General features: G+C 71.6%; 13 protein-coding genes. 8 read left to right on the top strand and 5 right to left on the bottom strand.

The window, feature by feature from the left end; genetic code table 11:
• The first annotated feature begins 48 nt into the window (after window positions 1–48).
• Window positions 49–1,101 carry a glycoside hydrolase family 53 protein gene (locus ACTJKJ_RS16850; RefSeq protein WP_440821135.1) on the top strand — a complete coding sequence of 351 codons (1,053 nt, stop codon included), beginning with the start codon at window positions 49–51 and terminating at the stop codon, window positions 1,099–1,101.
• Window positions 1,102–1,110: 9 nt separating this feature from the next.
• Here ACTJKJ_RS16850 and malG read toward each other — a convergent pair whose 3' ends face one another.
• From malG to ACTJKJ_RS16825, 5 genes are read right to left on the bottom strand one after another with little or no spacing between them, the layout of a single operon-like run.
• On the bottom strand, window positions 1,111–1,989 hold the full coding sequence (malG, locus tag ACTJKJ_RS16845; RefSeq protein ID WP_254783458.1) for a maltose ABC transporter permease MalG: 879 nt from the start codon (window positions 1,987–1,989) through the stop codon (window positions 1,111–1,113).
• A gap of 31 nt (window positions 1,990–2,020) precedes the next feature.
• Window positions 2,021–3,562 (bottom strand): maltose ABC transporter permease MalF, encoded by a 1,542-nt coding sequence (gene malF, locus ACTJKJ_RS16840; protein WP_440821134.1) that lies wholly within the window; start codon window positions 3,560–3,562, stop codon window positions 2,021–2,023.
• Window positions 3,562–4,803, bottom strand: coding sequence for a maltose/maltodextrin ABC transporter substrate-binding protein MalE (malE, locus tag ACTJKJ_RS16835; protein WP_440821133.1), 1,242 nt, complete (start codon window positions 4,801–4,803; stop codon window positions 3,562–3,564). The genes malF and malE overlap by 1 nt, the downstream gene beginning before the upstream one ends.
• Window positions 4,788–5,975 carry an ABC transporter ATP-binding protein gene (locus ACTJKJ_RS16830; protein WP_440821132.1) on the bottom strand — a complete coding sequence of 396 codons (1,188 nt, stop codon included), beginning with the start codon at window positions 5,973–5,975 and terminating at the stop codon, window positions 4,788–4,790. Before ACTJKJ_RS16830 ends, malE begins: the two co-directional genes overlap by 16 nt.
• Window positions 5,976–5,978: 3 nt before the next feature.
• Window positions 5,979–8,576 carry a beta-galactosidase gene (locus tag ACTJKJ_RS16825; RefSeq protein WP_440821131.1) on the bottom strand — a complete coding sequence of 866 codons (2,598 nt, stop codon included), beginning with the start codon at window positions 8,574–8,576 and terminating at the stop codon, window positions 5,979–5,981.
• A gap of 287 nt (window positions 8,577–8,863) precedes the next feature.
• On the opposite strand from ACTJKJ_RS16825, the gene ACTJKJ_RS16820 reads away from it, so the two are divergent.
• From ACTJKJ_RS16820 to ACTJKJ_RS16790, 7 genes are all read left to right on the top strand, one after another.
• Complete coding sequence (locus ACTJKJ_RS16820) at window positions 8,864–10,909, top strand: beta-galactosidase (protein ID WP_440821130.1); 2,046 nt, start codon at window positions 8,864–8,866, stop codon at window positions 10,907–10,909.
• Window positions 10,910–11,002: 93 nt separating this feature from the next.
• Window positions 11,003–12,082, top strand: coding sequence for a UDP-glucose--hexose-1-phosphate uridylyltransferase (locus ACTJKJ_RS16815; protein ID WP_440821129.1), 1,080 nt, complete (start codon window positions 11,003–11,005; stop codon window positions 12,080–12,082).
• A 93-nt stretch (window positions 12,083–12,175) separates the two neighbouring features.
• A complete protein-coding gene (gene galK, locus ACTJKJ_RS16810; RefSeq protein ID WP_343605159.1) occupies window positions 12,176–13,363 on the top strand; it encodes a galactokinase in 1,188 nt (395 codons plus the stop codon).
• Window positions 13,360–14,412 (top strand): LacI family DNA-binding transcriptional regulator, encoded by a 1,053-nt coding sequence (locus tag ACTJKJ_RS16805; protein WP_440821128.1) that lies wholly within the window; start codon window positions 13,360–13,362, stop codon window positions 14,410–14,412. Before galK ends, ACTJKJ_RS16805 begins: the two co-directional genes overlap by 4 nt.
• A gap of 184 nt (window positions 14,413–14,596) precedes the next feature.
• On the top strand, window positions 14,597–16,630 hold the full coding sequence (locus ACTJKJ_RS16800; RefSeq protein WP_440821127.1) for an autotransporter: 2,034 nt from the start codon (window positions 14,597–14,599) through the stop codon (window positions 16,628–16,630).
• Between the two features lie 182 nt (window positions 16,631–16,812).
• On the top strand, window positions 16,813–18,456 hold the full coding sequence (locus ACTJKJ_RS16795; protein WP_440821126.1) for a family 43 glycosylhydrolase: 1,644 nt from the start codon (window positions 16,813–16,815) through the stop codon (window positions 18,454–18,456).
• Between the two features lie 20 nt (window positions 18,457–18,476).
• The gene (locus tag ACTJKJ_RS16790; protein ID WP_440821125.1) at window positions 18,477–20,063 is read left to right on the top strand and encodes a GH39 family glycosyl hydrolase; all 1,587 of its coding nucleotides are present in this window, start codon (window positions 18,477–18,479) and stop codon (window positions 20,061–20,063) included.
• Window positions 20,064–20,146 lie beyond the last annotated feature (83 nt).

The raw sequence follows: 20,146 nt of genomic DNA, 5'->3' as shown, positions 1-20,146 counted from the left end.
CGGACCGCTCCGAGTTCCCTCCACCACAACCACCAAGGAGACAGGGGAATGACGACGAAGACGATGAAGACCACGATGAAGGCAGCCGCCCGCGCGACGGGAGGCCTCATCCGCCGGGCAGCCATCGGCGCCGGACTGGGCCTGGCCGCCGCGCTTACCGCGTTGCCCGCGGCCGCGGCGACGCTGGTCAAGGGCGCCGACGTGAGCTGGGTCAGCCAGCAGGAATCGGCCGGCTACAGCTTCTACAACGCGGCCGGCACCAAGACCGATCCGTTCAAGCTGCTCAAGGACCTGGGCATCAACACGATCCGGCTGCGCGTCTGGGTCAACCCGAACGGCGGCTGGTGCGACGGCGCCGACACGCTCTACAAGGCCAAACGCGCGATCGCCCAGGGGCAGAAGGTCATGCTGACCTTCCACTACAGCGACTCGTGGGCCGACCCCGGCCAGCAGACCAAGCCCGCGAGCTGGGCCAGCCACACCTTCACGCAGTTGACGAGCGACGTCTACGCGCACACACAGGGCATCCTGAGCTACCTCAAGACCAACGGCGTGACCGTCGACCACGTGCAGGTCGGCAACGAGATCAACAACGGCATGCTGTGGCCCGACGGGCAGGCCTCGGGATCGAGCTTCGCCAATCTGGTCAAGCTGATCAACAACGGCAACGACGCGGTGAAGGCGGTGTTCCCATCGGCCAAGGTGATCCTGCACCTGGCCAACGGCCACGACAACGCGGTGTTCCGCTGGTTCTTCGACGGCATGAAGGCCAACGGGGCGCGCTACGACGTGATCGGCATGTCCCACTATCCGACCTCCAGCAACTGGAGCAGCCGCAACGCGGCGCTGTCGACCAACATGGCCGACATGGTGTCGCGCTACGGCAAGCCGGTGATCGTGGCGGAGACCGGCATGGACTGGCAGCAGGCCGCCGCCTCCAAGGCCATGATCGCGGACCTGCTCACGCGCGTGTCCGCGCTGGGCGCCAACGGCCTGGGCGTCCTGTACTGGGAGCCGCAGGCCTATCCCGGCTGGCAGGGCTACACCTGGGGCGCGCTCGACGGCTCCGGGCGTTTCACCAGCGCGATGGATCCCTTCTGATCCCCCGCCTCATGACTTGACGCCCCCCGCGGTCAGGCCCGCGACGAGCCAACGCTGCATCAGCAGGAACATCAGCGTCAATGGCAAGCCGGCGAGCAGGGCCGTGGCGGCGAAGTCACCCCAGAGGTAGCGCTGGTTGAACAGGAACAGCCGCGATCCCACGGCCAGCGTCAGCTGCTGCTCGTCGTGCAGCAGCACCGAGGCGACCGGGTATTCGATCATCGCGCCCAGGAAGGCCAGCACGAACACGACCGCCAGCACCGGCTTGGCCAGCGGCAGCAGCACCAGCACGAAGGACTGCCAGCGGCTCGCGCCGTCGACCGCGGCGGCTTCCTCCAGGTCGGGCGGGATGCTCTCGAAGTAGCCCTTGACCAGCCAGATGTGCTGCGCCACCGCGCCGGTGTAGGCCAGCGCCAGGCTCCAGTGGCTGTTGAGCCCCAGCCACGGCACCCAGTCGCCGAGCCGGTCGAAGATCGCGTAGATCGCCACCAGCGCCAGCACCGACGGGAACATCTGCAGCAGCAGCATCGCCGTCAGCGTGCCGTCCCGGCCGCGGAAGCGCATCCGCGCGAACGCATAGGCGCTGGTCACCGACAGCGCCAGGCAGGCCGCCGCGCTCACCAGCGCCACCTTCAGCGAGTTGAAGATCCACTGCAGCACCGGGAACGGCGGCGGCGTCACCTGGCCCTGGGCGTCGACCACCGGCAGGCCCAGCGCCAGGCGCCAGTGCTCGAAGCTGATGGCCTTCGGGATCAGGCTGCCGCCGGCGAAGTTGCCGGGCCGCAGCGAGATCGACACGATCATCAGCAGCGGCAGCAGGCTGAGCACCACGAAGGCGATCAGCACCGCATGCAGCGCCCAGACGCGCCAGCGCTGCGAAGAGGTCATCACCATCGCCATGACGAAGCTCCCGCCCGGCTCAGCGCCGGGTCGCTTTCGCGCCGCCGAAGCAGCGCAGGTTGACGTAGGCCAGCAGCGCCACGATCACGAACACGATCGAGGAGATGGCGCAGGCGAGCGCGTAGTTCTGACCGCCGTCGTTGAACGCGATGCGGTAGGTGTAGGACGCCAGCAGGTCGGTCGCGCCGACGGGGACCTGGGTGTCGAGGTAGTCCGGCGCGCCCTCGGTCAGCAGCGCGATCAGCGTCAGGTTGTTGAAGTTGGCCGCGAAGGAGGCCACCAGCAGCGGCGCCATCGGCCGCGCGATCAGCGGCAGCGTGATCCGGAACAAGTTGGTCACGGGGCCCGCGCCGGCCAGCGCCGAGGCCTCGTACAGGTCCTCGGGGATGGCCTTCAGCAGGCCCATCGCCAGGATCATCATGTACGGGTAGCCCAGCCAGGTGTTGACCGTCAGCACCATCGCGCGCGCCAGCGTCGCGTCGCTGAACCAGCCCGGTCGCACGCCGAAGAGCAGGTCCAGCACCAGGTTGATCTCGCCCAGGTTCTCGTTGAACAGGCCGCGGAAGACCGGGATCGAGATGAAGGCCGGCACCGCGTAGGGCAGGAACAGCGCCAGACGGTACGCGCCCCGGCCCTTGAGCGCGGGCCAGCTCAGCGCCACCGCGAAGAACAGGCCCAGCGCGAAGGTCAGCAGCGTGTTCAGCGACGCGAAGCTGACGGTCCAGACGAACACGCGCACGAAGGGCTCGAAGAAGCTGCTGTCGCCGAAGATGCGGGCGTAGTTGGCCAGGCCCACCGTCGTGCGGAAGCCCGGCTCCAGCGCCTGGCCGGCCGCATCGCGCCACACGCCCGCGGCGTGGTCCGCCGTGACGATGCTGCCGTCGCGCAGGTCGCGCAGCCGGTCGGCGTCGATCGGCGCATAGCGTTGCGCCTGGTCGGTGATGCGATGCAGGCTGGACAGGCGCCATGGGCGGTCGTCCGGCGTGCGCAGGACCAGCGTGCGCAGTTGCGGTAGCAGCTCGACGAGCGCGCGCGGCGGCAGCGGTTCGCCGGGCAGCGGCTGGCCGTCCTCGAGCGCGCCGAGCATCACCGTCGTGCCGGTGGCCGGCGCGCCGGGCGCGGGCAGCGTGAAGCGCGCGCTGAGCCAGTCCCTGCCGTCATCGTCGCGCAGGCGCGCCTGGTAGCGGGCGGCGGCGCCCTCGCCCTCGCGCAGCAGGCTCAGGTCCATGCCCAGGCCCTCGCTGTCGGTGCGCTGCAGCAGCGCGTCGGTCGCGCGCTCGAAGGACAGCAGGTGGGCCGAGCTGTAGTTGGTGAAGGCGATGCCCAGCGTGAAGGCCATCGGCAGCACGATGAAGACCAGCACCGCCGACACGCCGGGCATCACGTAGCGCCAGGCCTGCAGGCGCTTGCTGAACTGCAGCAGCACCAGCAGGCCCGCGACGCCGAGCACCGCCATCGCGGCGAGCGCGTCGTGCGCGCGCAGCAGCTGCTGGCACAGGAACAGCAGCCCGGCCACCGCGGCGACATTCAGGGCATGCAGCCCGAGGGCGATCGCGCGCATCACGACGCCTCCTTCGACGCCTGCCCCGCCACGCGCCGCGAGGCGCGGGCGAGACCGTCGGCCACCGTCTCGCGGCCTTGCGTGATGCTCTGCACCGCGGCGTTCATCGCGGTCCAGAAGCGCGCCATCTCGGGCACGTTGGGCATGGGCTCGCCCAGCGCGGCGGCCGCGGCGGTGCCCTCGACCAGCGCGTCGCCGCGCAACTCGCCCAGCAGCGCCGTGTTGGCCGGCACGCCCAGCGGCACATGGGCCTGCATCGCGCGCAGCCCGTCGAGGCTGAGCAGGTGGCGCTCGATGAACTCGGTGGCCAGCAGCGGCTGCCGGCTCGATGCGCACAGCATCGCGCCCAGCACGCCGGTCATCGGCCGCCCGGGCCGCCCGCGCAGCGACGGCAGCGGTGCCGCCGCGACGCGCAGGCCGCTCTTCTGGAGGTTGTTCCAGCCCCAGGGGCCGTTGATGGTCATGGCCACGCGGCCCTCGTTGATCGCGGCTTCGCTCTCGGCGTAGGTGGCGGTGCGCGGCACCAGGCCCTCGTCGACCAGGCGCTTGAGCAGCGACATCCCGGCGCGCGTGCCCTCGGTGTCGATGCCGTTGTCGCTCGCGTCCCAGCTGCCGTCCTCGCGACGGCGGAAGGCATAACCGCCGCCTGCCGACATCAGCGCGTAGGTGTAATAGAACTCGTTGTAGGGCCACATGATCGCGCGCCGGCCCTGCGGGCGCAGGCGGCGGTCGATCTCGAAGACCTCGTCCCAGGTGCGCGGCGGGCGCGGCACGAGATCCAGGTTGACGATCAGCGCGACCGATTCGATCGCGATCGGATAGCCCCAGGTGCGGCCGCCCATGCGCCACGGCGACCACGCCATCGGCGCGACCGCTTCACGCAGCCGGCGCGACGGCGCCACCGGCCGGATCAGCCCCGACGCGGCCCAGCCGCCGGCACGGTCATGCGGCCAGATCCACACGTCGGGGCCCTTGCCGGCGGCGGCGGCCTGCTCGAACTTGGAGACGCCGTTCTCCGGATGCTCGACGCGCAGCGCCACGCCGGTGTCGCGCGTGAAGCGCTCGCCGATCCGGGCCACGCCCTCGTAGCCCTTGTCGCCGTTGATCCAGACCCGCAGCGGCTCGCGGTCCGGCAACAGCGCCGCACGCGCGGCTCCGCTCCACGTCGCCAGGCCGCTCGCACCGAGGCCCGCACCGGCCAGCAGCGCCTGGCGCCGCCGCGGATTCATCGGGCCGCGCATGCGTCCGCCTCCTCGTGCAGCCGCGGCAGCGCTTCGCCGCGCGGATCGAAGACATGGACCTCGTCGCGCAAGGCCGCCACCGGGAAGGCCTCGCCGATCGCGGGCGCGCCGTGGCCCTCGGGCAGCCGGGACACCAGCGCCCCGCCAGGCCCCGCCAGGTAGGCCAGGCTCTGGTCGCCCAGGTGTTCCAGCCACTGGACCTGCGTGCGGATCGGCTCGCTCAGGCGAGCGTCCCGTGCGGCGCCACCGGCGCGCGCGTCCGGAACCGGGCGCAGGTGCTCGGCCCGCACGCCCAGCGTGACGGTGTCGCCGTTGTTCACGCCGTCGGCGCGCACCGGCAGCGTCAGGCGCGTGTCGTCGGCGAGCGCGGCCACCACGCCGTCGTCGCGGCGCTCGACCAGGGTCGCGGGCAGGAAGTTCATCCGCGGCGAGCCCAGGAAACCCGCGACGAACAGGTTGCGCGGCCGCCGGTACAGCGTCAGCGGCGCGCCGCATTGCGCGACGCTGGGCTGCGGCAGCAAGGCCCCGGGCGGCGGCGGCTGCAGCAACACCATGCGGTCCGCGAGCGTCATCGCCTCGACCTGGTCGTGGGTCACGTAGATCGAGCTGGCCCGGCCCTGGCTGCGATGCAGCCGCGCGATCTCCAGCCGCGTCTGCTGGCGCAGCGCGGCATCCAGGTTGGACAGCGGCTCGTCGAACAGGAACACGCCAGGCTGGCGCACCAGCGCGCGACCGATGGCGACGCGCTGGCGCTGACCGCCGGACAGTTCACGCGGCTTGCGCCGCAGCAGGTGATCGATCTGCAGCAGCTTGGCGACCTCCTCGATGCGGCGCTGCGCGTCGGCCTTGGGCACGCGCGCCAGGCGCAGGCCGAAGCCGAGGTTCTCCCCGACGTCCAGGTGCGGATAGAGCGCGTAGCTCTGGAACACCATGGCGACATCGCGCTCGCCGGGCGCCTTCTCGTTGACGCGACGGCCGCCGATGCGCAGCTCGCCGCTGCTGATCGTCTCCAGCCCCGCGATCATGCGCAGCAGCGTGGACTTGCCGCAGCCCGACGGGCCGACGAACACGCAGAACTCACCTTCGGCGATGTCCAGCGTCACGTCATGCACCGTGGGCACGCCGCCTTCGATATAGGTCTTGCCGACCTGCTCCAGTTGCACCGAGGCCATGGTTCAGCGCTCCCCGACGCCCAGGTCGATGACGAGCCGGCGTTCGACGCCGAGCGTGGCCCGGCGCAGCGCCGCTCCGGCGCCGAGCGCGCGGGCCTCCGGCTCGAGGAACACCGGCAGGTCCGCCGCGATGGGCAGCACCGCCAGCGTGATCGACGGCCACGCGCCGTCGGCGCGGCGCCAGCGATCGATCGCGATCGTCCACGGACTGCCATCGCAGAAGCGGTCGTCGACGACGACGCCCTCCACCTCGAGCCGCGCGACATCGCCAACCAGCTCCAGCGTCAGCCACACCCGGCCGCGTGGCAGCCCGTCCGACGGCACGATCGCCCAGTGGGCCTCGGCCGCACGCGCAGCCTCGTCGGGCACCAGCGGCACCGGCCCGTCGCGCCAAGGCACATGCGGCCCCCAGCGCAGCGCCGGCGGCTCGCCCGCCGCCTGCATCAGCGCGACCGCGAGACGCGCCTCGCCGCCGTCCCGACCACCGTTGCCAGTGCCAGTGCCAGTGCCAGTGCCAGTGCCAGTGCCAGTGCCAGTGCCAGTGCCAGTGCCATTGCCGGAAGCCGCCTCGGTCATTCCCTCTCCCGCGTTCGCGGGAGAGGGCGAGGGTGAGGGCCAGCGCCCTCCCGCCCCACTCATCCCTGCCGCAAACGACCACACCGCCCATTCGACCGCCAGGTCCTCGCGCCCGCCGCCGAGCCCCTCCGCCGGGAACACGCGCACCCAGGCGGCTTCCTCGACGCCGGCATCCATGCCGATGAATTCCCCGTCCGCGCCCGCGCCCACCGTCGCCGGATGGCTGGACCACATCAGCCGCTCGCGCCCGCCGATCCGGACCTTCGCCGTCGCCGCCGCGGCGTCCTCGGACAGCACCAGCACGCGGTGCATCCGTCCCGCGGTATCGCGCACCGACACCAGCCGAGGCCCCTCGCGCGAATCCAGCCGCACGACCCAGACCTCGCCGCGGTGCTCGACATGCCCGCCGCGCACCTCGATCGTGGCCAGCCCCTGGGCATCGAACACCAGCTCCGCCGCGATGCCCTCGAGGCTGAAGCCCGTCCAAACCACTTCTCCATCGGCCCCGGTCCAGCGCGCCATCGGCTGCACCGTCGCCTGACGCAGGCGCGCCGCGCCCAAGCGATGTCCGACCGGCCAGATGAAGGCCGCGCCCGGACGCAGCGCCACGCCGCCCTCGCTGGGCAGGCGCAGCGCTCCGCCGTCGGCCGTGCGCAGTTCGATGGCCAGATCCCGCCGCGCCGGCAGCGGGTGATGGCGCACATGGTGGTTGATGAACACGAAGCCCTCCACCTCCGCCACCGACGCGCCCGCCGCCCGCAGCGCGATGCGCGGCAACGCGCGATCGGCCGGATCGAAGGGCCCGTCCACCGGCAGCACCGCCTCGCACGGCGCGAGCGTCGCGCCGAAGTCGCGCATCAGCTGATGCAGCGCGCGCAGCCGTCCCCACGACGGCCGCACCTGGCCGTACTGGCCCAGCGGCGCCTGGAAGTCGTAGCCCCACTGCGGCACGTCGTTGGGATACCCGGTCGCCTGGGTCTCGTTGAGCGGCCCCGTCTCGCAGACCGGGTTGGTGCCGCCGTGATACATGTAATAGCCGTACAGGTTGGCGCCCGACCCCAACTGGACCAGCGTCGTCGCATGCACGTCGTCGGCGTCCACGACCGGTCGGCGGTGGTAGCTCTGCGCCATGCCGCCGCCGGCCTCGGCCAGGCAGAACGGGTAATGCGCCGTATCGATCAATCCCGCGGCCGGCGTGCCGTCGACATTGCCCATCTCGCCGATCACGCGACGGGTGTTGAACAGGAACACGCCCGACGGCGGCAGCGCTTCGCGCGAGCCCTGCCAGAACCCATCGGCGTAGGCGCCCGACACCGGCAGCACCTCGCGCGGCGGGATGTCCAGCGTCGGCCAGCCGGTGACGGTGTAGATCGGCACGGTGAGGCCGACGTCGATCGCCAGCTGCTTCAGCGCGGCGATGTGCTCGGCGCCGCGGCCCGGACCGGTGCCGCCGTATTCGTTCTCCAGCTGCAGCCCGATCACCGGCCCGCCGTCGCACCACAACCGGCCGCGCGCCTGCGCCGCGATCTCGCCGTAGAGCCGGCGCACGTGGGCGAGGTAGGCGGGATCGTTGCCGCGCGGCTCGCAGGTCGCGGCGAGCCAGTCGGGAAAGCCGCCCAGCCTCACCTCGGCATGCACCCACGGACCGGGACGCAGGTAGACGAACAGGCCGGCCTCGGCCGCGAGGTCGATGAAGCGCGCCAGGTCGCGCTGGCCGTCCCAGCGCCAGCGCCCTTGCACCGCCTCGTGGTGGTTCCAGATCACGTAGCTGGCGACGACGTCCACCCCGCCCGCCTTGATCTTGGCGAGCTCGGCCGCCCATTCGGTCTCGGGATAGCGGCTGTAGTGGAACTCGCCCATCACCGGCATCCAGGGCCGGCCGTCCAGCACCAGGTAGCGGCTGTTGACCTCGAGGCTGCGGGTGGGATGCGGGTACAGGCCCAGGTTCAGGAAGCCGGTCTCGGGCGTCGGCACCGTCGGGGGCACCTGTAGCGCCACCGGCGCCGGCGGGGTTGTCTCGCTCACGTCGTTGTGCTGCCCGAAGAGGCAGTTAATCGTTTAATCCGAGTCAGTAGACCAAGGGCGACCCCAGGGGGCAATACGGGTAAGTCCGCAGAAGTGGCCGCATTCTACGCGGAGCGCCCTTGGCTTCGACGCTGTCGGAGCGCCAACGCGTCCGCGGTCGCGCTCGCTTCGGCGCCGATGCTGGGCATTCCGATTGACATCGCCCCCGCAGGTTGCTCCAATCAGATTAATCGATTAACCGACGCTGACGCATCCTCGCGATCGTTCGGCCGACACCCGCCCGCTTCATGCCCCCGATCTCCTTCCCGTCCGATCCGCCGGCGCCGCTGCGCCTGGGCGTGTGCTACTACCCCGAGCAGTGGCCGAAGGCGCGCTGGCGCGAGGACGCCCGCGCGATGCGCGCGCTCGGCCTGGGCACGGTCCGCATCGCCGAGTTCGCCTGGTCCCGCATGGAGCCGGCCCCGGGGCAGTTCGACTGGGCCTGGCTGGACGAGGCGATCGACGTGCTCGCCGGCGAGGGCTTGTCGGTGGTGCTGGGCACGCCGACCGCGGCGCCGCCGCAGTGGCTGGTCGAGGCCCATCCCGACGTGCTGCCCGTGGGCGCCGACGGCCGCGTGAAGCCCTTCGGCGCGCGCCGGCATTACTGCTTCTCGAGCCCGTCGCTGGCCGAGGCCACGCGGCGCATCGTGACCGCGATGGCCCGGCGCTACGGTGCGCATCCGGCCGTCGTCGCCTGGCAGACCGACAACGAGTACGGCTGCCACGACACCACCCTGTCCTACTCGCCGGCCGCGCTGGCCGCGTTCCGGCGCTGGCTGCGGGCGCGCTACGAGACCGTCGAGCGCATGAACGAGGCCTGGGGCACCGCCTTCTGGGGCCTGCAGTTCCTGGGCTTCGAGCAGGTCGGCTTCCCGGTCGGCCAGCCGACGAGCCCGCTGCCCGCGCATGCGCTGGACTTCCGCCGCTTCGCCTCCGACGAGGTGGTGCGCTACAACCGGCTGCAGGTCGAGCTGATCCGCGCGCACGCGCCCGGCCGGCCGGTGCTGCACAACTTCATGGGCCTGTTCGCCGAGTTCGACCACCACGCCTGCGGCGCCGACCTGGACATCGCCGCCTGGGACAGCTATCCGCTCGGCCACGTCGACACGGCCGCGACCTTCCTCACCGAGGCCGAGCGCCAGCAATGGGCGCGCACCGGCCATCCGGACATGACCGCCTTCCATCACGACCTGTACCGCGGCATCGGCCGCGGCCGGATGTGGGTGATGGAACAGCAGGCCGGGCCGGTGAACTGGGCCGACTGGAACGCGCTGCCGCTGCCCGGCATGGTCCGCGCGTGGACCTGGGAGGCCTTCGCGCACGGCGCGGAGCTGGTGTCCTACTTCCGCTGGCGCCAGTTGCCCTTCGGCCAGGAGCAGATGCATTCGGGACTGAACCGCCCGGACGGCGCGCTGGACGACGGCGGCCGCGAAGCCGCGCAGGTCGGCGCCGAGATCGGGCGGCTGCTCGCCGCCGGCGATGCGGCGTCGCTGGCGATGCGGCCGGCGGCGGTCGCGCTGGTGATGGACTACCCGTCGCTGTGGATGGCGCAGATCCAGCCGCAGGGCAAGGACATGGCGGGCTTCGGCCCGATGCTGGCGTACTACGGCGCGCTGCGCCGGCTCGGCCTGGACGTCGACATCGTCGCGCCCGACGCGTCGCTCGCGGGCTACGCCCTCGTCGTGCTGCCGGGCACGCTGCACCTGGACGAGGCGCTGGTCGAGCGGCTGCGCGCGAGCACGGCGGTCGTCGTCGCCGGGCCGCGCACCGGCAGCAAGACCGACCGGCTCGCCATCGCCGAGCCGCTGCCGCCGGGACCGCTGCGCGAATGGCTGCCGGTGCGCGTACGCGCCGTGGAATCGATGCGCCCCGGCCGCACGCTGGCGATCGATGCCGGCGCGCATGGCCACGGCGTCGGGTTGCAATGGCGCGACCTGATCGAACTCGATGCGGGCGACGCCGCGGACGGGCAGGACGTCCGGGTCCTGGCCCGCTACGAGGACGGCGCGCCGGCCTGGCTCGCGCGCGGACGCTTCCACCTGCACGCCGGTCACGTCGACACGGACCTGCTGCTGCGCTGGGTCGATGCCGCGGCCCGCGAGGCCGGCCTGTCGCCGCTCGCGCCCGAGGCGCTGGCGCCCGGGCTGCGTCTGCGCCGCCGTGGCCAATGGCTTTTCGCGATCCACCGCGGACCGCAGCCGGCCGTGGTGCCCGTGCCGCCGGGCGCGATCCCCTTGCTCGGCGGCGCGACACTGCCGCCCGGCGGTGTCGGCATCTGGCATCTGTCCGATTGAGCCAGGTCGCGCTATCGTCCGTCCCTTCGCGCACCCGGCGCACCGGTCCCACGCCCCTCCGATCCACGTCCCACCGCCCTCGCCCGCCTCCAGATGGTCACCTCTTCCGAAGTCTCCGCGGCCTTCGACCGCAATCGCCACTCGCATCGCCGTTTCAATCCGCTGGCCGGCAAATGGGTGCTGGTGTCGCCACAGCGCAGCCTGCGCCCGTGGCAGGGCCAGACCGAAAGCCCCGACCTGGAAGTCCGCGCCTCGCATGACCCGGGCTGCTACCTGTGCGCCGGCAACACCCGCATCAACGGCGAGGTCAACCCGCCCTACACCGGCACTTTCGTCTTCGAGAACGACTTCCCCGCGCTGATGGCCGACGTGCCGGCGCCGGACGCGGGCGGCGCCCCGGCGGCGGCGGCGGGCCTGTTCCAGGCCGAGCCGGCCCGCGGCACGAGCCGGGTGATCTGCTTCTCGCCGGACCATGGCCGCAGCCTGCCCGAGCTCGACGAGGCCGCCCTGCGCGAGGTCGTCGCCTGCTGGGCCGCGCAGACGCGCGAGCTGGGCGAGCGCTGGCGCTGGGTGCAGGTCTTCGAGAACAAGGGCGCGATGATGGGCTGCTCCAACCCGCATCCGCATGGCCAGGTCTGGGCCAGCGACTTCGTGCCCGACCTGCCGGCGCGCGAGGACCGCCTGCAGCGCGACTGGCTGGCCGCCCAGGGCGAGCCGATGCTGCTGGCGGTGGCGCGCGCGGAGGCCGGCGGCGAGCGCGTGGTCGTGCAGAACGACGACTGGCTCGCGCTGGTGCCGTATTGGGCCGAATGGCCGTTCGAGACGCTGCTGCTGCCGCGTTTCGCCGTGCAGCGGATGGACCAGCTGAGCGCGTCGCAGCAGGCCAGCCTGGCCGCCATCGTGCGCGCGCTGACCATCCGCTACGACAACCTGTTCCAGTGCAGCTTCCCGTACTCGATGGGCTGGCATGGCGCGCCCACCGGCGCCCAGGCCGAGGCGTCGCCGCACTGGCAGCTGCATGCGCACTTCCATCCGCCGCTGCTGCGCAGTGCGACGGTGCGCAAGTTCATGGTCGGCTTCGAGCTGCTGGCGGAGGCGCAGCGCGACCTCACGCCCGAGCAGGCCGCCGCGCGGCTGCGCGAGCAGCCGTCCACCCACTACCGCCAGCGCTGAGCCTGCCCGGCGCCGCGACGACCGCCCTTTCAACCCGGCGCTGATGACCGAGTCCCCTCGATCGATCGGCGTCCCCGCTTGCCACCGCCTGCCATGACCTCTGCCCCGACCGACCTCCCGCCCACCGCGCTCGCCGTCGTGCGTGCCTTCACCGAGCGCCACGGCGCCGCGCCGACGGTGCTCGCGCGCGCGCCCGGCCGGGTCAACCTGATCGGCGAACACACCGATTACAACGACGGCTTCGTGCTGCCGGTGGCCATCGACCGCGACACCTGGGTCGCCGCCGGACCGCGCGATGACGGCCAGGTGGACGCGCTGGCGCTCGACGAGCAGCAGGCCGATGACCGCTTCGCGCTCAGCGCCGAGCCGCCGCATTTCCCGGGCGGCGGCTGGCGCGACCATGTGCGCGGCACGCTGGCGCAGCTCGCGGCCGAGCTGCCGGCGCTGGCCGGCATGAACCTCGTCATCGCCGGTGACGTGCCGATGGGCGCGGGGCTGAGCAGCTCCGCCTCGCTGGCGCTGGGGCTGCTGCGCGCGGCGCAGCGCCTGGCGGGCGACACGACACTCGACGGCAAGCGCCTGGCGCGCCTGGCGCAGCAGGCCGAGAACCGCTTCGTCGGCTGCCAGTGCGGGATCATGGACCAGCTCGCCAGCGCGGAAGGCCGCGCTGGGCACGCGCTGCTGATCGACTGCCGCTCGCTCGACACCGAGCCGGTGCCGCTGCCCGCGGGCACGGCGCTGCTGATCGCGCACTCGCGGGTGCGCCGCGGCCTGGTCGACAGCGCCTACAACGAGCGTCGCCGCCAATGCGAGGCGGCCGCCGCGGGCGTCGGCGCGAAGGCGCTGCGCGATGCGACGCTGGCGCAACTGGAGGCCGCTGGCCTCGACGACAAGACCTTCCGCCGCGGCCGCCACATCGTCACCGAGAACGAGCGCGTGATCGCCGCCACCCGCGCGCTGCGCGCGGGCGACATGCGGCAGCTGGGCCAGTTGATGAAGGCCTCGCACGCCTCGATGCGCGACGACTTCGAGATCACCGTGCCCGCCGTCGACCAGCTCGCGGCGCTGCTGCAGGACGTCATTGGCGACGCGGGCGGCGCGCGCATGACCGGCGGCGGCTTCGGCGGCTGCGTGATCGCGCTGCTGCCCCAGTCGTTGGTGCCCGCCGCGGTCCGGGCGCTGGAGGACGGCTACCGCTCGCCCGAGGGGGAACCGGCGCTGGTCTACCTCTGCGAGGCGGGCCCGGGCGCCGAGGCGGCTGCGGCTACAGTCGCGGGATGACCACCCTCGTCGAAGTGGCGCGGGCCGCGGGCGTCACCGCGGCCACCGTCTCCAACGTGCTGCGCAACCGCGGCAAGGTCGGCGAGGAGACGCGCCGGCGCGTGCTCGCCGCGGTCGAGCAGCTGGGCTACCGCCCCAACCTGATGGCGCGTGCGCTGGTGGAGGGCAAGCCCCACACGATGGCGCTGCTCGTCAGCAGCATCGCCAACCCCTTCTATCCGGAGTTCGCGCTCGAGGTCGAGCGCGCGGCGCGCAAGCTGGGCTACTTCCTGCTGGTGTGCAACACCAACGAGGACCCCGCGCAGGAACGGGCCTACCTCGACGCGATCGGCGGCGCGCTGGCGCAGGGCGTGATCGTCATGAACGCGGACTTCGTGCAGCTCGATGCGCTGCAGAACCTGCGTCGCCGCGGCGTGCCGGTGGTGCTGTGCATGTGGGAGCGGCCGCAGGAGCCGCCGCCGCTGCCCTGCGTGGCGGTGGACCTGTACCAGGCCGGCGTGCTCGCGGCGGAGCACCTGCTGCGCCTGGGCCACCGGCGCATCGGCGCGGTCTGCGGCAGCGAGCCCACCGGCAACCACCGCTGGCGGCTGCGCGGCTTCCTCGACACGATGGCGCAGGCCGGCGCCGCCTTGCCGGCGAGCTGCCTGCGCTACGGCCACGACACCATCGACGACGGCCGCAACGCCGCGCACAGCCTGCTGGCGGGCGAGCCCGGGCTGACGGCGGTGTTCGCGACCAACGACCTGCCCGCGCTGGGCGTGCTGCAGGCGGCGGCGGAGCTGAGCCTGGAGGTGCCGCGGGACCTGTCGGTGATCGGCGTCACCGACATCCAGCTGGCGCACCAGATGCGCCCGGCCCTGAGCACCGTGGCGATGCCCACGGCGGAAGCGGCCACGCTGGCGGTGCAGCTGCTGCAGTCGGAGATCGATGCGTCGCCGGACCATGCGCCGCCGATGCGGGTGACCGAGCCGCCGCGGCTGGTCGTGCGGGCGTCGACGGCAAAGCCGCATCACGGCGGTGCCCCCGGCGGCACGGGTCGCGCCGACTGAGCGCGCCGGCTGAGGTTTCTCGGCGTCCCCTCGGCACTCTCTCGACGGCGCCGCGCGTCGGCCACGTCACGGTGCGGATCGGGTTTTCGCGGGCCAGTTGCCACTCGTGACGGATTGGTGATATCTCCGCGGCGGCCTTGCGACAGAATGCCCAGCACTTCGCAGCGCCGACCCGGGAGCCCGCTTGAGTTCAGTCCTCCAAGGCGCCAGCCGGCGCGAATTCCTGATCGTCGGCTGCGCCGTCCTCACATCCGCCTGCGGCGGCGGCGGCTCCGACGGCGGACCGTCGGCGGTGGACGACACCAGTGCCGTGGGCGGGGCGGCCGACATCACCGCGGACGTGCTCGCCAACCGCGACATCACGCTCAGCGGCGATTCGGTGATCAAGCTACCTGCCGGCACAACGACCTACACCGGGGTCATCAGCGGCCAAGGGACGCTGCGCCTGTCCACCGCCGCCACCAGCACGCTGGTGATCACGCGGACCAGCACCTTCACGCTGCCCGTCGCGCGGCAGGTCCAGGTCGTCACCAAGACCACCTACCCCGGCGCCGGCTACGCGCTCACCATCGCCGGCACCAACCCGCCGGTGCTGACGATCGATCCTGGGGTCACCTTCCAGATCGGCACCAACACCAGCGCCGACAACTCGCCCAACGTCATCGCCACCTCGGACAGCAAGAACAGCGCGAGCACCATCAACGGCGAGATCAACCTCAACAACATCCTGAACAACGGGACCATCGTCATCAGCAGCGCGCAGTTCGTGCTGCTGGGCCAGGTGAGCGGCAGCGGCAGCATCGTGCAGGCGCCCGGCGTCTGGGGCGGCAACTCGTCGGGCGGGGTGAGTTCGTATGCGGGCGTGCTGTCGCTGGCCGCGGGGCAGGACTTCGGCAGCAACCACGTCGCCGCCTCGCTGTCGAATGCGAAGGCGGTCCTGAACGAGGGCTCGTGGCTGGTCTGGAGTTCGCCGGGCAGCGTCGTCACGGTGACGCAGAACATCTACGAGGCGGCCTTCGGCAACGACATCAACTTCCATGCGATCGGTCCGTCGACGATCGTGATGTCCGGCGTCTACAGCCACACCGACAACAGCCCGCACAACGTGCCCAACCTGGTCAATCCGGGCCTGAGCGACCCCGAGCTGAACTTCGCCAAGACGATCTACCGCGGCGGCGCCAATTCGCCCAACGGCAACGACGCCAGCTACCGCGGCATCAACATCGAGCGCGGCGCCGGCACGGTCCAGTGGGGCGACGGCACGCATGCCAACTTCTTCCTGCCGTCGGCGCCCTCGCCCGCGGAGGTCGACCCGCCGCTGGGCAAGAAGAACGCCTACATCAACCTACGGGGCGGCACGCTGGCGTTCAACTACAACGGGCCGGTGACGCTGCATGTCGGCATCACCGGCGGCGGGGGCGGCCCGCACCGGGATGGCTCGGTGGGATCGGGCAACGTCAGGATCATGGCCACGGCGGGCAACGACGTGACCTTCGCGCAGCCGCAGAACTACAACGGCACCACGACCATCGGTGCCAACGCGATCCTGCGCCTGGGCACCGGCACGCCGGTGCCGCTGCGCTACATCACCGTCAATGCGACCAGCGGCAAGTCGACGGTGCTGCAGGCCACCTACAGCGGCGACGCCAGCCTGCTGACGGCCGAGTCGCCGAACGGCGCGGCGAGCAACGCCATCGTCAACGACGGCCAGCTCATCGTCCAGAACACGACGACCGCGATCACGCTGTCCAACATCAGCGGTGGCGGGAGCCTCACGCACAGCGGCGCGGCCGCGCTCACGCTGCGCAACAACAGCTACAGCGGCGCGACGACGCTCAGCGGCGGCACCACGCTGGCGGGGAGCGCGAATGCGATGGGTACCGGCAACGTCGTCAACAACGCGGCGCTGGCGCTGGTCAGCGGGCAACGCGAGCTCACGGTGGGCGGCAGCTTCCAGCAAGGCGCGGCGGGTCAACTGACGCTCGCGGTGGCCGGCGCCACGCCAGGCGTCGACCATGACCACCTCGGCGTCGCCGGCGCGGCGGTGCTGGGCGGCACGCTGACGCTGAACTTCAGCGGCGGGGTCGCGAAGGGACAGAAGCTCGTGCTGATCAGCGCCGCTGACGGTATCAGCGGTGCGTTCGACTCCATCGTCAGCAACGGTGCGACCGTGGTCGGCGGGCAGGACGGCACAAGTTTCTTCGTCACGGTGCAGTGATCAGGCCAACGGAGCTGCCCTGGCAGACCCCTTCCCTGCTGCGGCCGCTGGCCTTGAGCGATGCCACCCCGGCACAGGGTTAGCTCTAGTTAATTAGTGCAGCGCGCGAACTAACATCCTTCTCCAAGCTGGCCTGAACCAGATCGTCCCGCAGGGCGACCGCCGGCAAGGAGACAAAAGGAATGTCGACTCTCACCAGGCGCGGCGCCGTCCGTGCGGCGCTCGCGTCGGTCGCTGGCGCCGGACTCGCGGCATCGGCCCCCGCCGCGACCGGCCTCGCGCCCGCCCCCGCCGCCACCGCCTCTTCGCGACCGCCCTCCTTCGGCGTCGGCCGCGAAGGTCAGCGCAAGGCCGATCTGGGCAACGGCACCTACCGCAATCCCATCGTGCCGGGCGATCGCCCCGACCCCACGCTGCTCAAGGACGGCAGCGACTACTACCTGACCTTCTCCTCGTTCACCTCCTACCCGGGCGTCGTGATCTGGCACTCGACCGACCTGGTGAACTGGACCCCCATCACCGCCGCGCTGAAGCAGCCGATCGGCGCCGTCTGGGCGATGGACCTGGTCAAGCACGACGGCCGCTACTTCATCTACATCCCCGCGATGCAGGAGAACGGCTCCAAGATCTACGTGATCCACGCCGACAACATCCGCGGCCCCTGGAGCGATCCGGTGGACCTCCACCTGGGCGACTGCATCGACCCGGGACACGCCGTCGGCGAGGACGGCAAGCGCTACCTCTTCGTCAACGGCGTGCGCCGCATCCGCCTCAGCGACGACGGCCTGTCCACCATCGGCCAGCTCGAGCCGGCCTACACGCCCTGGCAGTACCCCAAGGACTGGGTGGTGGAGATGTTCGCCCCGGAGGGCCCGAAGATCTTCCGCCGCGGCGAGTGGTTCTACCTGATCGCCGCCGTCGGCGGCACCTCCGGCCCGCCGACCAGCCACATGGTGACGCTGGCCCGCTCGCGCTCGATCCACGGGCCGTGGGAGGACTCGCCCCACAACCCCATCGTCCGCACCCAGAGCGCCGACGAGCCCTGGTGGTCGCGCGGCCACGCGAGCGTGGTCGAAGGCCCCGCCGGCGACTGGTGGATGGTCTATCACGGCTACGAGAACGGCATGCGCACGCTGGGCCGCCAGACGCTGCTCGAGCCGGTCGAATGGACGAAGGACAACTGGCTGAAGGCCCGCGGCGGCACGCTCGCGCGGCCGCTGCCCAAGCCGCGCGGCGGCCGGCCCTCGCCGGCCGGCTTCGACCTCTCCGACGACTTCAACACCGACCGCATGGGCGTCCAATGGACGCTCTTCGCGCCTGATGCGAAGGACGGCGAACGCGTCTCGCGACGCGACCGCAGCCTGGTCCTGAAGGCCAAGGGGACCTCGCTGGCCGACTGCTCGCCGCTGACCTGCCTGGTCGGCGACCGCAGCTACGAGGCCAGCGTCGAGATGGAGATCCCCGGCGACGCCCACGGCGGCCTGGCGCTCTTCTACGACGGCCGCGGCTTCGCCGGCATCGGCGCGAACGCGCAGGAGATGCTGACCTACAACTACAGCCAGGAGATCGGCTGGATGCGGCACAAGCTGCCGGCGACCACCGGGCCGCGCGTGCTGCACCTGCGGCTCACCAACCGCGAGAACGTCGTCACCTTCCACACCTCGCCCGACGGCAAGGACTGGACGCAACACCCCTGGCAGATGGAGGTCTCGGGCTTCCATCACAACGTCTTCGGCGGCTTCCTGAGCCTGAAGCTGGCGCTGTTCAGCGCCGGCCAGGGCGAGGTGCGCTTCCGCCGCTTCCGCTACCGTGGGCTTCCCGCCTGACCCCCTCCGGACTTCAACCCATGTCGCTCACCCTCTCGAGACGCAAGATGGCCGCGCTGACGCTCGCGCTGGCCCCGATGGCCGCCTGGAGCGCCGGACCGGCCGCCAAGCCCGGCCGCACGATCGACGTCGACCTGCGCCAGGCCGCCGGCCCGGTCGATCGCAGCTTCGACTACGCCATCGGCGCCGACTTCCCCGGCACCCTGATCCGCGACGACAGCCAGGCCCAGCTCAAGACCGCCGTCGACGAGCTCGGCTTCCGCACGATCCGCTTCCACGCGATCTTCCACGACGTGCTGAAGACCGTGACCAAGGGCGCCGACGGCCGTCTCCAATTCGACTTCGGCCGCATCGACACGCTCTACGACGCGCTGCTGGCCAAGGGCATCAAGCCCTTCGTCGAACTCGGCTTCACGCCGGAAGCGATGGCCACGTCACCGCAGACCATCTTCTACTGGAAGGGCAACACCTCGCATCCGCAGGCCGAGCCCTGGGTCGCGCTGGTCGACGCCTTCGCGCGCCACCTGATCGCGCGCTACGGCGCCGAGGAAGTGCGCCAATGGCCCTTCGAGGTCTGGAACGAGCCCAACCTCGATGGCTTCTGGGAACGCGCCGACCAGGCCGCCTACTTCGACCTCTACGCCCGCAGCGCCCGCGCGCTCAAGGCGGTCGATCCGCAGCTGAAGGTCGGCGGCCCGGCGACCGCGGGCGCCGCCTGGGTCGTGCCCTTCCTGGCCTTCTGCAAGGAGAAGAACGTCCCCGTCGACTTCGTCACCACCCACACCTATGGCGTGGACGGCGGCTTCCTCGACGAATTCGGCCAGGACGACAACAAGCTGTCGCGCTCGCCGGACACGATCATCGGCGACGTCAAGCGCGTGCGCGGCGAGATCGAGGCCTCGCCCTTCCCCGGCCTGCCGCTCTACATCACCGAGTGGAGCGCCAGCTACAACCCGCGCGATCCCGTCCACGACGCCTACCTCAGCGCGCCCTACATCCTGGAGAAGCTGCGCCTGACGCGGGGCGTCGCCCAGGCGATGAGCTACTGGACCTACAGCGACCTGTTCGAGGAGCCCGGTCCGCCGCCCACCCCCTTCCACGGCGGCTTCGGCCTGCTGACGCGCGAAGGCGTGCGCAAGCCGGCCTACTTCGCCTACAAGTATCTGAAGCAGCTGACCGGCCGCGACGTGCCGCTCAAGGACACCAGCGCGCTCGCCGCGGTCGACGGTGGCAAGGTCGCCGCGCTGGTCTGGGACTGGCGGCTGCCGGACCAGCAGACCAGCAACCGGCCTTATTTCACCCAGGTGCTCCCGGCCGCGAAGCTCGCCCCCGCCACGCTGCGCTGGCAGGGCCTCAAGCCCGGCGTCTACACGCTGCGCCAGTACCGCGTCGGCTTCGAGGCCAACGACGCGTACACCGCCTGGCTGAAACTCGGCAAACCGGGCAACCTGTCCGCCGAGCAGTTGGCGAAGCTGCAGGCGCTGACCACCGACAAGCCGGAGCGCGTGCGCACCGTGCGCGTCGGGCGCGACGGCCGCCATCGCGAGACGGTGCCGATGCGCTCGCATGACGTGGTGCTGGTGACGCTGGAGCCGGCCGCGCGATGAAACGATGAAGCGGCGCCGCGCTGGCGCCGCTCGCATGCAGACCGGCGGCCGCCGACGGCCGCCATGACGAGTCACCGACAGGA

It is taken from the genome of Roseateles sp. 22389, assembly GCF_052044995.1.
GTDB lineage: Bacteria > Pseudomonadota > Gammaproteobacteria > Burkholderiales > Burkholderiaceae_C > Roseateles.
This window is presented reverse-complemented; position numbering and strand designations above follow the sequence as displayed.